Source organism: Gemmatimonadota bacterium, assembly GCA_016720805.1.
Classification (GTDB): Bacteria; Gemmatimonadota; Gemmatimonadetes; order Gemmatimonadales; family GWC2-71-9; genus Palsa-1233.
In genome coordinates this window covers 1-13,304 of the sequence record JADKJZ010000016.1, presented here as the reverse complement: position 1 = coordinate 13,304, position 13,304 = coordinate 1, and the positions used below count along the sequence as shown (strand labels likewise).

Below are 13,304 nucleotides of genomic sequence, written 5' to 3'. Positions count from 1 at the left end.
CATGACGCCGCGCGCACGGCGGCTCCTCGCCGTGGGCGGGGCAGTGGTGGTGGTGCTCATCCTGGGCCGACTCCTCGCGGTCCTGCTTACGGCCCGCTGGTGGGCGGCCGCGATCTCTCCGGCGGCCGCCCAGGCCGTCTCCGAGTGGATGCTTTTGGGCTGGATGCTCGAGCTCGGCGCCATCGCCGTGGCCTCGGCGTGGTTCATCGCGCACGCCCTCTGGGTGGTGCGCGGGATCGCGTCGGTCACCTTGGCGCAGCGCGTCGGGCAGGAAGAGATCCCGGTTGCGATCTCCCCCCGCGCGCTCACGCTGTGGGCCGTGGGCATGGGAGTGCTGCTCGGCGGGATGACGGGCACTGGGGCGCGCACTTGGCGCGCCCCCATCGCCTTGGCGTGGCAGGGACTCCGCTTCGGGCGGCTCGAGCCGACCTCCGGCGCCGACCTTGGCGTCTTCGTCGCACAGCTCCCGGTGTGGCAGATCGGCTACGACTATTTCGTCACGCTGGTGGTCCTCGCGCTGGCGATGATCACGTTGCTCTATACCATCACGGGCGGCATCCGTCGACAGGGCGGGCAGCTCGTCGTGCACCCACACAGCCGATATCATCTCGGCGCATTGATCACGGTGTTGGCGATCGCCGTCGGTGTGGGTGCGATGCTGCACCCTTGGCTCGCCGTGGCCGCCATGCAGGAGCCGCTGCCGATGGTGGTGCTGAGCGTGCGCGAGCTCGCCTCGCAGGCGCTGATGGGGGCGGCCATCGCGGTGGCGGTCATGTCGGCCACGTGGGCGCTCCGCGGTCGCACCTCCTTGCTCCTCGCCGGGTGGATCGTGCTCGGCACGGCCATGGTCGTCGAACGATGGGTGGTGCCGGCGATGAGTGAACCGACCGCACCGGTGCCGACCGCCGATGCGGATATCCGAAACGCCACCGCGGATGCGTGGGGAATCAATGCCGTCGCCGCTTCCGTCGCCACGGACACGCTGCCACCGGTGACCGGACGGTGGGACCAGACCACGCTGCGGCAGGTGGTCGATGGCCAGGGTGCGACCCTGCTGGCCGTGACCCCCGGGAGCGATCGGCACGGCGACACCCTGTCCGCGGTGTGGCACCTGGCGATTGCGAGACGCACACGCGGCCCCGTGTTCGAGGCGCTCACGGTGCGCGATGCGCGCGCTCCGCTTCAGGACAGCAGCAGCATTGTCACGCGCATCGCACTGGATCGAGTGCGGGTCCGGCCTGGCGCGCCCGAGTGGCAGGCCACGGCCAGCGGCGTCTCGACCAGCGGCGTCTTCCGACGCATCATGCTCGCCTGGGGGCGTCAGGCGGGCGGCCTGCTGCGACCATCACCCTCGGGACGAGTCGATTGGCTGCTCGACCCGAGTGATCGCGCGGCGGCGCTGATGCCGATGGTCTCGTGGCTCCCGGGCGAGATGCTGATCGTGGAGGGCCGCGCCGTCTGGGTGGTGCAGGGCGTCATCCCCCTGAGCGAGTATCCCCTCGCGACCCATGGTCGTTGGGGAGGGCGCGCGGTGGCTGGGGTCAAGCCCGGGTTCATTGCCCTCATGGAGCCGGAGTCGGGGGCGGTACGGGTCTATCTCGACCCAGCGGCCGATGCGCTCGCCAAGGCGTGGGCCCGCATCCTCGGACCGCTGGTCGAGACGAGCCCGCTGCCTCAGCCCATCATCGCGGAATTGCGCTATCCGCGACTGCTCATGGAAGCGCAGCTTCGCATCCTCGAGGGGCCGGCGTGGCACTTCGGGAAGCGGCCCGGGCGGCGCGAGGTCGATGGACCGCCAGAGTCGCCCGTGCCGGTCTGGTCGTCGACGGACGGCCCGGGGTGGCAGAGCGCCATGGAGGACCCGGCCCGGCAGGCGCTGGCGACCATCCTGACGGCGTCGCGACGGAATGGCATCATGCGGCTCGAGGTCGGTCGGCAGGAAGGGCCGGGCGCGGAGAACGCCCGAGAAGCCGAGCGTCGCTGGAATCGGTTGCCGATCCTTTCCCGGTGGCGGGACTCGGCCCGGGCCGCCCGTGACTCGATCATCCCCGGGACGGTACGCTGGTACCCGGGGCCCAGGGGGCTGATGGCCTGGCAGCCGATCATCGCGGTCAACCGGTTCGGAAGGGTCACCGCCCTCGCCGTGGCGGCCTCCGTCGGGGAGCGGGCGACTGCCGCTCGCGACCCGGAGTCGGCGTGGGCCGAGCTCCTGGGCGATCCGGGCGCGCCAAAGCCCCCCGAATCCGCCGTCGCCGAGGCGGAGCGTTGGCTCAAGGCCCGGGAATGGATGGCGCGCGCCGATTCCGCGCTCGCACGGGGCGACCTGACCGCCTTTGGCCGGGCGTTCGAGGCGCTGCGCAAGGTGCTGGCGCCGGAGCCGCCGAAGTAGCACGGCGAAGTGGCGATGCGGCCCCCGCGCGGCTATTTTCGGGGGCTTTGCTCGGATTTTTCGTGGTTGAGGCTCGAGACACACTCCCGAGGTGTACGTGAACCTTCATGAATATCAGGCCCGCGACCTCCTCAAGGTCGCCGGGATTCCCATGTTCGACGGCGACGTCGCTTCCACGCCGACCGAGGCCGAGGCGATCGCCCGGCGTTTGGGTGGCACGGTGGTCGTCAAGGCGCAGGTCCATGTCGGCGGCCGCGGCAAGGCGGGCGGCGTCAAGCTCGCGCGCAATCCGGCCGAGGCGCTTGAGTGCGCCTCGCAGATCCTCGGCATGACGATCAAGGGCCTCGTGGTCAACAAGGTCCTGGTGGTCCCGGCCGCCGAGATCGCGACCGAGAGCTACGTCGGCCTCATCCTCGACCGCGCCTCGCAGAAGCCGGTCTTCATGGTGTCGGACGCCGGTGGCGTCGACATCGAGGAAGTCGCCGCCAAGACCCCTGAGAAGATCACCAAGCTTGCGGTCGATCCGCGCTACGGGCTGCTGCCGCATCAGGCGCTGCAGTTGGCATTGGCGCTCTACCGCGACTGGAATCACGTCAAGGCTGCCACGAAGATCATGACCCAGCTGTACCAGGTGTTCATGGCGAACGGCTGCTCGCTGGCGGAGATCAACCCGCTGGTGACGACGCCGGACGGCAAGGTGCTCGCGCTCGACGCGAAGATCATCATCGATGACAACGAACTTGATCGTCGCCCCGACCTCGCGGTGCTCCGCGACGAGTCGGCCGAGGAGCCGAGCGAAGTGCAGGCCCGCCGGGCCAACCTGACCTTCATCAAGCTCGACGGCAACGTCGGCTGCGTGGTGAATGGCGCGGGGCTCGCGATGGCGACGATGGACCTGGTCAAGTACTACGGCGGCGAACCGGCCAACTTCCTGGACATCGGCGGCTCGTCGAATCCGGAGAAGGTCGTCAACGCCCTGAAGATCATCACCTCCGATCCGAGCGTGAAGGTCATCCTGTTCAACATCTTCGGCGGCATCACGCGCACCGACGACGTGGCCAACGGGATCGTGGCCGCGACCAAGCAGTTCGAGGTGAAGGTGCCGATCGTCATCCGGCTCACCGGGACCAACGAGGCCGAGGCCTTCAAGATCCTCGAGAGCGTCGGGATGGTGGCGATGAATGACATGGACGCGGCGGTCTCGAAGGCCGTGGCGCTTGCCAAGGAGGCCGCGTGAGCATCTGGATCAACAAGGACACGCGCCTGGTGGTGCAGGGCATCACGGGCCGTGAAGGGTCGTTCCACGCTCGGCAGATGCTCGAGTACGGCACCAACGTCGTCGCCGGCGTCACGCCGGGGAAGGGCGGCCAGACCTTCGAGAACAAGGTGCCGGTGTTCAACACCGTTGCCGAGGCCGTGAAGGCAACGGGCGCGAACTGCTCGGTGATCTACGTCCCGCCCGCGATGGCGGCCGGCGCGATGATGGAAGCGGCCGACGCCGGGATCCCGGTCGTCGTCTGCATCACTGAAGGGGTCCCGGTGCTCGACATGACCACGGTCATGCCGTACCTGGCCGAGCGGAACATTCGCCTCATCGGCCCGAACTGCCCCGGCATGATCACCCCGGGTGAGGCCAAGGTCGGCATCATCCCCGGCTCGATCTGCACCCCGGGCCCGATCGGCCTGGTCTCGCGCTCCGGCACGCTGACCTACGAGATCGTCCACCACCTGACCAAGGCCGGCCTCGGCCAGAGCACCTGCGTCGGGATCGGCGGCGACCCGATCGTCGGGACCAACTTCATCGACGTCCTGGCCGCCTTCAATGCCGACCCGAAGACCGAGGCCATCGTGATGATGGGCGAGATCGGCGGGACGGCGGAGCAGGAAGCCGCGGACTACATCAAGGCCAACGTCAAGAAGCCGGTCGTCGGCTTCGTGGCGGGGGCGACCGCGCCTCCGGGCCGCCGGATGGGTCATGCCGGTGCGATCATCTCCGGGGCGAGCGGCACCGCCGAAGAGAAGTTCGCGGCGTTCGAGTCCGCCGGCATGGGGATCATGCGGCGGCCGGTCGATGTGGTGGGGCTGCTGAAAGGGAAGCTCAAGTAGTCTCTTAGGTCAAAGCACTTAAAGTCATTAGGCGTTAGTCGTTAGTCGTTAGGAGTGGTTTCCTCTAATGACTAACGACCAACGACCAACGACTCACTTTTTGGGAGTTCAACGAATGGCTGGAAAGCTTACTTTCGCCATGCTCAAGCCCGACGCCGTGGCCGCTGGCAATGCTGGCGCGATCCTGGCCCATGTGGAAAAGTCCGGATTCGCCATCAAGGCGATGCGGATGCTCCGCCTGACCCGGGTCGAGGCTGAGGCGTTCTACGCGGTCCACCGGGAGCGTGGCTTCTATGGCGAGCTGGTCGAGTTCATGAGCTCGGGTCCCGTGGTCGCGATGGCGCTTGAGGCACCGGACGCGGTCCTGGCGTGGCGGACGGCGATCGGGGCGACCGATCCGGCCGAGGCGGCCGCAGGCACCATCCGGAAGCTGTTCGCCGAGTCGAAGGGGAAGAACGCGGTCCACGGCTCCGACAGCGACGAGAACGCCGCCCGCGAGATTGCTTTCTTCTTTCCCGAGCGTGAGTTAGCTCTCCTCGGAGTGGTCTGACCGGGTTGACCGAAGGGCGTCTCGTCTGCTAGCTTTGAGGGCTATGCTTTCGTTCGATCTTCGCCAATTGCAGGACGGACCGGTCGCCACGGCGGCGACGGTCCCGGCGGACCATCCGTTGTTCGAGGGGTTGACCCTCGACCTCGTGGGTCCGGTGGAGGTTGGGGGGTGGCTGCAGGGGACGGCTGGCGATGACGTGCTCTGGCACGGACATCTGACGGCGCACGTGGCAGGAGAATGCCGCCGCTGCCTGGAGCCGCTCGTGCAGCTGCTCGACGAAGCGGTCGAGGTGGTCTTCTCGGCCAACGAAGAGCTGCTTGAAGATCCCAGTGTCTATCCACTGGCGGTCTCGTCGAGCGAGGTGGATCTGGGGCAGGCGGTGCGTGAGGAGCTGGTGTTGCGGGTGCAGCCCTTTCCGCTCTGCCGCCCGGAGTGTGCAGGACTCTGTCTCACCTGTGGGGCAGATTTGAACGCCGGTCCGTGCGCGTGCACGGCTGGCACGACCAACTGAGGCACCGATGGCCGTTCCGAAGCGGAAACTCTCGAAGTCGCGCAAGCGCTTGCGCCGTGGGCACCACACCGGTGCCGGCATGGCGACGCAGCCCTGTTCGCGTTGCAGCGCGCCCAAGCTCTCGCACCGGGTCTGCCCGTCCTGCGGGTACTACGCGGGCAAGAAGCGCGTTGAGGTCGAGGACAACTAGGCCGTGATTCGCGTCGCGCTCGACGCGATGGGGGGCGACCATGCGCCGGCTACGGAAGTGGCCGGCGCGGCGCTTGCCCTCCGCGAGTTGCCGCCGGAATTCTCCCTGCTCCTCGTCGGCCAGCCCGACGCGGTCGAGGCAGAATTGGCGCGCTATCCCGATCTCGACCGGAGCCGCCTCACGGTGGTCCCGGCCGCCGAGGTCGTGGGCATGGCCGAGAAGCCGCTGTCGGCCGTGCGCAAGAAGCCCAATTCGTCACTGGTGATCGGCCTCGGCCTGCACCGGGACGGTGCTGCCGATGCCTTCGTCTCGGCCGGCAACACCGGCGCCCTGCTCGCCGGTGGCACCATCCTCCTCGGCCTCCATGACGGTGTCGATCGCGCGACCGTCGCCTCGTCCTTCCCGGCGCCCGACGGCTATGTGCTCGTCCTGGACGCCGGTGCGAACGTCGACTGCACCGCCAAGGAACTCCTCAACTTCGCCTACCTCGGGTCGATCTATGCGCGGGACGTCATGGGACGGCCTGAGCCGAAGGTCGGCCTGCTGAATGTCGGCGAGGAAGACGAGAAGGGGAACGCTGTGGTCCGCGAGGCGCATGCCGCCCTCAAGGCCCATCCGCGCCTCAATTACATCGGGAACATCGAGGGTCGCGACGTCGTCGTCGGCCACCCGACGCATGGCCGCATCGATGTCGTCGTCTGCGACGGCTTCGTCGGCAACATCCTGCTCAAGTTCTACGAGTCGATGGGGAAGGTGCTCGGCCGCGTGCTCAAGGCGGAGAGCCCCGGGCTGCTGAAGTCGCCCGAGATGGCGCCGCTGATGCGCTTTCTGGACTACTCCGAGGTCGGCGGTGCGCCGCTCCTCGGTGTGAAGGGCGTCCAGATCGTCTGCCACGGCTCCTCGACCCCGATTGCCATCAAGAACGCCATCCGCTACGCCGTCAACTCGGTGCGGGTCGGTCTGAGTGATCACATCGCTACGGAGCTGTCGATGCGCGATGCCCCGGTGGCCGGATGATCACTCGCCCCATCGCGGCGATCATCGGCGTTGGCTCCGCCGCCCCGAGCCGGATCGTGACCAACGCCGACCTCGAGAAGACGCTCGACACCTCCGACGCCTGGATCACCGAGCGCACCGGCATCAAGCAGCGTCACATCGCCGAGCGCTTCGAGACGCTGACCAGTTACTCCCTGGTTGCCGCCCAGCAGGCGCTCGCCATGGCGGGTCTCACGGCGGCGGATCTCGACGGGATCGTCTTCGCGACGGTCTCTCCGGATCATCGCCTGCCGTCGGCCGCCTGTGACTTGCAGGCGGCGCTTGGCATCGAAGGCTGCTGGGCGGTGGATGTCGTGGCGGCATGCCCGGGGTGGGTCTACGGGCTGACCATCGCCGAGGGCCTGATGGCGACCGGCCACGGCGACACGATCCTCGTGGTCGGCGCCGAGAAGTTGTCCAGCATCGTCGACCCGGAAGACCGCGGCACGGCCATCCTCTTCGGGGATGGCGCCGGCGCGGGGATCGTGCAGCGCGTGCAGGGTGGGGAACGCGGCATTCTCTCGGCCTACCTGGGCGCCGATGGCAAGCTCGCCGAGCTGCTGCATATCCCCGGTGGCGGCGCCGCCGATCCGCTGACGGAAGAGCTGGTGCGCGAAAAGCGTCACCTGATCAAGATGGCCGGCCGCGAGGTCTTCAAGGCCGCAGTGCTGGCGATGAGCCGCTCCACCGACGAGGCGATCCGCCAGGCCGGGATGAGCGCGGACGACATCGACCTCCTGATTCCGCATCAGGCGAACCTCCGCATCATCGAGGCGACTGCCAAGCATGCTGGCATCCCGATGGAGAAGGTGTTCGTCAATCTTGACCGCTACGGCAACACCTCATCGGCCTCGATTCCGCTCGCGGTGACGCAGGCCGTGCTCGAGGGCCGGCTCAAGCCGGGGATGGTCGTGATGCTCGTCGCGTTCGGCGCGGGCTTCACCTGGGGCAGCGTGGTGGTGCGGTGGTAACCGTCCTCCTGTTCCCCGGGCAGGGATCGCAGAAGGTCGGCATGACGCGGGACCTCGCCGACGCCTTTCCGGCCGCCCGCGATGTCCTGCAGCGAATCGACGACGAACTCTCGACCCCGCTGAGCGCGTTGATGTGGGATGGGCCTGAGGCCGACCTCACGCTGACCCACAACGCGCAGCCGGCGATTCTCGCCCATTCTGCGGCGGTGCTGGCGGTCCTCAGCGGCAAGCTCGGTCCCGTCGCTGCTGCGGCCGGACACTCGCTCGGCGAGTACAGTGCCTGGGTCGCTGCCGGTGCCCTCGAAGCGACCGATGCGGCCGTGCTGGTGCGCCGTCGTGGCGCGCTGATGTACGAGGCGGGGCGGGCGCGTCCGGGGGCGATGGCCGCGGTGCTCGGGCTCGACACGGCCATCGTCGAGCGCTGCTGCGTCGAGGCCACGGCGGCGGGCGATGGTGTGGTCGTCGCCGCGAACCAGAATGCCCCGGACCAGACGGTCATCTCCGGCGACCCCGCAGCCGTTGAGCGTGGCGGCGAGGCCTGCAAGGCCGCCGGGGCCAAGCGCGTGTTGACGCTCAAGGTCAGCGGGGCGTTTCACTCGCCGCTGATGGAGAGCGCCGTGCGTGGCCTCCGCGATGCGCTCGATGTGGCTCCCTTCCGGACGCCCGCCTTCCCGGTCTGCGCCAACGCCACGGCCGAGCTGGTGGACGATCGCGACGACGCCATCCGGCTGCTCGGTGATCAGTTGACCGCCCCGGTGCGCTGGGTCGCCTCGATGCAGCGGATCGCGCGGGAGTATCCCGACGCACGCTGGCTCGAGATCGGCCCGGGCAGTGTGCTCACCGGCCTCCTCAAGCGCATCGTCCCCGAGGCGTCCTGTACGCCGCTCGGGACCGCTGCCGACCTCGAGACCTTCCTCGCCTCATGAGCCTTCCGCTTGATCTCACCGGGCGCATTGCGTTCGTGACCGGCAGCACGCGCGGCATCGGCCGTGCGATCGCGGAGACGCTGCACGCCGCTGGCGCGCAAGTGGCTGTGGTCGGTCGGTCGGCGGCGAACGCGACCGAGGTCGCGGCGGCGATCGGCCCTCGTGCCCGGGGCTTCGCCTGCGACGTTACCCAGCCCGATTCGATCCGGGCCGCCATCGCCGCCTGTGAGGCGGAGCTCGGCCCGATCGACATCCTGGTCAACAACGCCGGCCTGACTCGCGACAACCTCCTCATCCGGCTCGGCCAGGCCGACTGGGATGAGGTGCTCGCCGCCAACCTGACGGGGGCCTTCGTGGCCACGCAGGCGGTGATCAAAGGGATGATGAAGCGCCGCTTCGGGCGGATCGTCAACATCACCTCCGTCGTCGGTATCACCGGCAACGCCGGGCAGGCCAATTATGCGGCCAGCAAGGCGGGGCTGATCGGCTTTTCGAAGTCGGTCGCGAAGGAGTATGCGGCCCGGGGCGTCCTGGTGAACTGCATCGCCCCGGGGTTCATCGAGACGGACATGACGGCCTCCTTGCCGGAGACGGCCCGGGCGGCATTATTGGAGTCCATCCCGTTGGGTCGCCTCGGCGCCCCGGCGGACATCGCAGGAACCGTCGCGTTCCTCGCGTCGGAGATGGGTGCCTACATCACCGGGCAGGTCCTGGTGGTCGACGGCGGCATGATCGGCTGAGCTGGTTCATCGTTCACACAACGCACAGAGGCATCACATGAGTGACGTGGCGGAGAAGGTCAAGGACATCATTGTCGAGGAGCTGGGTGTCGAGCGCGAGAAGCTCTCCCCGGAGGCCTCGTTCATGGAGGATCTCGGCGCCGACTCCCTGGATACCGTCGAGCTGGTGATGGCCTTCGAGAAGGAATTCGACATCGACATCCCGGACGAAGACGCCGAGAAGCTGCGGACCGTGGGGGATGCGCTGAAGTACCTGAACGACAAGCTGGGGAAGTGATTTGACGCGCCGCGTCGTGGTGACGGGACTCGGCCTGGTGACCCCGGTGGGGCTGACCGTGGACGAGTCCTGGACGAACCTGCTCGCGGGTGTCTCCGGCGCGGCGCCGATCACGAAGTTCGATCCCGTCCGTTCGTCGGTGCGTTTCGCGTGCGAGGTGAAGGGGTTCGATCCGCTCCCCTACATCGACAAGAAGGAAGCACGACGCTACGATCTCTTCGCGCAGTACGGCCTGGCCGCCGCCCATCAGGCGATGGTGCAGGCCGGACTCGCGGAGCCGGGCAGCATCAATCCCGCCAAGGCCGGCTGCATCATCGGGGCCGGCATCGGCGGGATGCAGACCTTCACCGACAACGTCGAGGCCTACCTCACCAAGGGGCCCGACCGCGTCTCGCCGTTCTTCGTCCCGATGTTCATTCCCGACATCGCGGCCGGCCTGGCGTCCATCCGCTACAACCTGCGCGGCCCCAACTTCGCCACCGTCTCGGCATGCGCCTCGGGCGCCCACGCCATCGGGACGTCGTGGCAGTTGATCAAGGGTGGCATCTCCGACGTGATGCTGGCGGGCGGCTGCGAGGCCGCGATCACCGGCCTGACGGTGGCGGCGTTTGGCAACATGAAGGCGCTCTCCACGCGCAACGACGAGCCGGCCAGGCGTCACGCCCGTTCGATCGCGGACGCGACGGCTTCGTCCTCGCCGATGGTGCCGGGATGATGGTGCTCGAGGAATACGAGCACGCCAAGGCCCGCGGCGCGACGATCCTCGGCGAGGTCATCGGCTACGGCGCGTCGGGTGACGCCTATCACATCACCTCACCGCCGTCGGACGGTCATGGCGCGATGCAGGCGATGCAGATGTGCCTGGAAAGCGGAACATCGCACTCGACGAGGTCGACTACATCAACGCCCACGGCACCTCGACGCCGCAGGGCGACATCGCCGAGACGAACGCGGTCAAGGCGGTCTTCGGCGACCAGGCGAAGCGGCTCATCTTTGCCTCGACCAAGTCGATGACCGGACACGCGCTGGGCGCGGCCGGCGCGATCGAGGCCGTGGTGTCGTTGCTGGTGGCTCGCACGGGGGAGATCCCGCCGACCATCAACAACGACGATCCCGATCCCGAGTGCGACCTGGATTGCGTGCCGAATGTGAAGCGGAGCCAGCCCGTGCGGGTGGCGCTCTCGAACTCCTTCGGCTTCGGCGGCCACAACGTGACGTTGGCGGTCCGAGCTCTCTGATGGTGACCCCGGCCCCTCCGGCCCCTTTGCCCCCCCGCGGTGAACGCCGTCGGGGGGGTGCTGGTTTCTCGGCCTGGACGACGGCGCTGATCGTGATCGCCGTCACCGGCGCGATCGCCGTGTCCGCGGACCGCTGGTACGCCGGAGTGCGCACCGAACTGCTGCGTGAGTCGGTGCGCAACGAAGTGGTACCGACGGCCACAGCGCTCGAGACGTCATTGCGCGGTCGGATGGCGCTGTTGCACGGTCTTTCGTCCTTCCTCGAAATCCACTGGGACAAGCCCGATCGGGCGGAGGAATTCGACCGCTTCGCGGAGGACATCCTTCGGGATGTGCCCAGCGTGCTCGCAGTGCAGTTTGTCGCTCCCGACGGAACGATCACGCACATCTGGCCGCAGCTCGGCAACGAACAGGCGAGCGGTCGGAACGTGATGCAGGATTCGCGAGAGGGCACGGTCGCCGACTTCCGGCGCGCGCTGACCGAGCCGGGCATCGTCGTGTCCGGGCCCACCGAGCTGTACCAGGGCGGGACCGGGCTCGTCGGGCGGCTCGCTGCCCGTGCCGAGAACGGCTCGGTGATCGCGGTGGCGGCCGTGGTGGTGCGACTGGCGCCGATCGCCGTCGAGGCCGGACTCGAGAATCTTCCCAATATCCGGAGTGCGCTCGTCGACGAACGCGGCGCGCTGATCGTCGGCGATTCAACGCTGGTCGGGGCGAATGGCCTGGCCATCCGGGCATCGGTCGCGTTCTCGGGCCGACAGTGGCAACTGCTGGCGATGCCCACTGGCGGTTGGGGCACGACGATCCAGGAGCGCGTCTTCCCGATGCGCACGGCGTTGGTGGCCCTCGTGCTCCTTGCCGGCGGATTGGCCCTCGTCCTGGTGGGGCGTCGCGACGCACGCGCCGAGGCGGAGCGCCTTCGGGGCGAGGAGAAGTTCTCGCGACTCTTTTCACTGACGCCCGATGGTGTCGCGCTCACGCGCTTCGCCGATGGCGTGCTGCTCGAAGTCAACGAGGGCTTTGTTGAGCTCACGGGGCGGAGTCGGGACGAGGTCCTCGGGCGCTCGGCCGTGGAGCTGAAGCTCTGGCCGACGCGCCGGCCGACCGCGAGGCGATGGTGCGGGCCATTTCGCGCGACGGCACGCTGACGGATTTCGCCGTCGCGCTGGTGCGTCCCGGATGGCGCGGTCCGCGAGACCCGTCTGGCGGTCGGCCCTCGTTGACATCGACGGGATGCGGTGCGTCCTGACGATCATCCGCGACGTGACGGAGCAGCGGAAGCTCGAACGGCGGCTGACCGAGGCGGCACGGCTCGAGTCGATCGGCCGACTGGCCGGCGGGATCGCGCACGACTTCAACAACCTGATCACGGCGATCTCCGGCTACGGCCACCTGCTCGAGGAGCGCGTGGCCGATCAGCCCGACGCGCTGGCCGACGTGCAGGAGATCGTTCGCTCCTCGGCCCGCGCGGCGGACCTCACCGCGCAACTGCTGGCGTTCGCGCGTCGGCAGGTGGTCCAGCCGCGCGTGGTGGACGTCAACGCGCTGATCCTCGACGCGAATCGCCGCTTGCGGCAGCTGGTGGGCGACAGTGTCGCACTCAGCATTCGCCTCTCTCCGGACCCGGCCCCCATCCTCATCGACCCGACGCAGGGCGATCAGTTGCTGACCAACTTGGCGGTCAACGCGCGGGATGCGATGCCCGAGGGCGGCACGCTCACCATCCAGGCGTTGGCCATTCGCGACGAGGTGCACCTGACCTTCCGCGATACCGGTCAGGGCATTGCGCCGGAAGTGCTCGCGCACCTCTTCGAGCCGTTCTTCACGACGAAGCCGGCGGGGCAGGGCACCGGCCTCGGCCTGGCGACCTGCTACGGCATCATGGAGCAGGCGGGCGGACGGATCGAGGTGCAGTCGACGGTCGGCGAAGGGGCGCTGTTCCGACTGGTCTTCCCGCGGGCGGCGGCGGAAGCCGAGTCGGCGGCCACTGCAGCTGCGGCGGAGAAGCGGGCGGCTGGTGGCGCGACGATCCTGGTCGCGGAGGATGAGGCGCAGGTGCGAAAGCTCGTCGATCGGGTGCTGACGCAGCTCGGGTATGTCGTGCTCAGTGCCGCGAGCGGGGCGGAGGCCCTCGCGCTCGACGCGAGCCATGGTGGCACGATCGACAGCTGCTGACCGACATGGTGATGCCGGGAATGGGCGGCGAGCTGTCGCGCCGGATTCGCGAGCGGCATCCGCAGATGAAGGTGCTTGCCGATGTCGGGCCTGGCGAAGAACCCGTGGCCGCTGAGTATGGTGACGTGCTGTTCCTGCCGAAACCGTTCACGCCGGAAGAGTTGGTGACGAAGGTGCGGAGGTGGTTGGGAGGGTA

The 13,304-nt window shown here is 68.4% G+C and carries 14 protein-coding genes and 1 pseudogene; all 15 read left to right on the top strand.

Annotated features, from left to right (window positions below; genetic code table 11):
- Window position 1 precedes the first annotated feature (1 nt).
- Window positions 2-2,389 carry a UPF0182 family protein gene (locus IPP98_16460; protein ID MBL0180676.1) on the top strand — a complete coding sequence of 796 codons (2,388 nt, stop codon included), beginning with the start codon at window positions 2-4 and terminating at the stop codon, window positions 2,387-2,389.
- Window positions 2,390-2,486: 97 nt separating this feature from the next.
- On the top strand, window positions 2,487-3,626 hold the full coding sequence (sucC, locus tag IPP98_16455; protein ID MBL0180675.1) for an ADP-forming succinate--CoA ligase subunit beta: 1,140 nt from the start codon (window positions 2,487-2,489) through the stop codon (window positions 3,624-3,626).
- Complete coding sequence (gene sucD, locus IPP98_16450; GenBank protein MBL0180674.1) at window positions 3,623-4,495, top strand: succinate--CoA ligase subunit alpha; 873 nt, start codon at window positions 3,623-3,625, stop codon at window positions 4,493-4,495. The genes sucC and sucD overlap by 4 nt, the downstream gene beginning before the upstream one ends.
- A gap of 115 nt (window positions 4,496-4,610) precedes the next feature.
- Window positions 4,611-5,045 carry a nucleoside-diphosphate kinase gene (gene ndk, locus IPP98_16445; GenBank protein MBL0180673.1) on the top strand — a complete coding sequence of 145 codons (435 nt, stop codon included), beginning with the start codon at window positions 4,611-4,613 and terminating at the stop codon, window positions 5,043-5,045.
- A 43-nt stretch (window positions 5,046-5,088) separates the two neighbouring features.
- A complete protein-coding gene (locus tag IPP98_16440) occupies window positions 5,089-5,556 on the top strand; it encodes a DUF177 domain-containing protein (protein MBL0180672.1) in 468 nt (155 codons plus the stop codon).
- 7 nt (window positions 5,557-5,563) lie between these two features.
- Window positions 5,564-5,746: a 50S ribosomal protein L32 gene (gene rpmF, locus IPP98_16435; protein MBL0180671.1), complete on the top strand. Its 183-nt coding sequence runs from the start codon at window positions 5,564-5,566 to the stop codon at window positions 5,744-5,746.
- Between the two features lie 3 nt (window positions 5,747-5,749).
- Window positions 5,750-6,763, top strand: a complete 1,014-nt coding sequence (gene plsX, locus IPP98_16430) for a phosphate acyltransferase PlsX (GenBank protein MBL0180670.1) — start codon at window positions 5,750-5,752, stop codon at window positions 6,761-6,763.
- Entirely contained in the window at window positions 6,760-7,752 is a 993-nt protein-coding gene (locus IPP98_16425; GenBank protein MBL0180669.1) for a ketoacyl-ACP synthase III, read from the top strand. The genes plsX and IPP98_16425 overlap by 4 nt, the downstream gene beginning before the upstream one ends.
- 41 nt (window positions 7,753-7,793) lie before the next feature.
- Window positions 7,794-8,678: an ACP S-malonyltransferase gene (locus tag IPP98_16420; GenBank protein MBL0180668.1), complete on the top strand. Its 885-nt coding sequence runs from the start codon at window positions 7,794-7,796 to the stop codon at window positions 8,676-8,678.
- Entirely contained in the window at window positions 8,675-9,418 is a 744-nt protein-coding gene (gene fabG / locus IPP98_16415) for a 3-oxoacyl-[acyl-carrier-protein] reductase (GenBank protein MBL0180667.1), read from the top strand. The genes IPP98_16420 and fabG overlap by 4 nt, the downstream gene beginning before the upstream one ends.
- Window positions 9,419-9,455: 37 nt before the next feature.
- Window positions 9,456-9,695 carry an acyl carrier protein gene (locus tag IPP98_16410; GenBank protein ID MBL0180666.1) on the top strand — a complete coding sequence of 80 codons (240 nt, stop codon included), beginning with the start codon at window positions 9,456-9,458 and terminating at the stop codon, window positions 9,693-9,695.
- A 1-nt stretch (window position 9,696) separates the two neighbouring features.
- Window positions 9,697-10,933: pseudogene (fabF, locus tag IPP98_16405) on the top strand (beta-ketoacyl-ACP synthase II).
- 92 nt (window positions 10,934-11,025) lie between these two features.
- Window positions 11,026-12,081 carry a PAS domain-containing protein gene (locus tag IPP98_16400; GenBank protein ID MBL0180665.1) on the top strand — a complete coding sequence of 352 codons (1,056 nt, stop codon included), beginning with the start codon at window positions 11,026-11,028 and terminating at the stop codon, window positions 12,079-12,081.
- 85 nt (window positions 12,082-12,166) lie between these two features.
- Complete coding sequence (locus tag IPP98_16395; GenBank protein ID MBL0180664.1) at window positions 12,167-13,108, top strand: hypothetical protein; 942 nt, start codon at window positions 12,167-12,169, stop codon at window positions 13,106-13,108.
- 5 nt (window positions 13,109-13,113) lie between these two features.
- Window positions 13,114-13,304, top strand: a 191-nt coding sequence (locus IPP98_16390) for a hypothetical protein (GenBank protein MBL0180663.1), incomplete at its 3' end; no start/stop codon positions are given.

Coding starts and splice junctions, on each gene's coding strand:
- IPP98_16425 (MBL0180669.1), top strand. CDS start 6,760: ATGATCACTCGCCCCATCGCGGCGATCATCGGCGTTGGCTCCGCCGCC.
- IPP98_16410 (MBL0180666.1), top strand. CDS start 9,456: ATGAGTGACGTGGCGGAGAAGGTCAAGGACATCATTGTCGAGGAGCTG.
- fabG (MBL0180667.1), top strand. CDS start 8,675: ATGAGCCTTCCGCTTGATCTCACCGGGCGCATTGCGTTCGTGACCGGC.
- ndk (MBL0180673.1), top strand. CDS start 4,611: ATGGCTGGAAAGCTTACTTTCGCCATGCTCAAGCCCGACGCCGTGGCC.
- IPP98_16395 (MBL0180664.1), top strand. CDS start 12,167: ATGCGGTGCGTCCTGACGATCATCCGCGACGTGACGGAGCAGCGGAAG.
- rpmF (MBL0180671.1), top strand. CDS start 5,564: ATGGCCGTTCCGAAGCGGAAACTCTCGAAGTCGCGCAAGCGCTTGCGC.
- IPP98_16460 (MBL0180676.1), top strand. CDS start 2: ATGACGCCGCGCGCACGGCGGCTCCTCGCCGTGGGCGGGGCAGTGGTG.
- IPP98_16440 (MBL0180672.1), top strand. CDS start 5,089: ATGCTTTCGTTCGATCTTCGCCAATTGCAGGACGGACCGGTCGCCACG.
- IPP98_16420 (MBL0180668.1), top strand. CDS start 7,794: ATGACGCGGGACCTCGCCGACGCCTTTCCGGCCGCCCGCGATGTCCTG.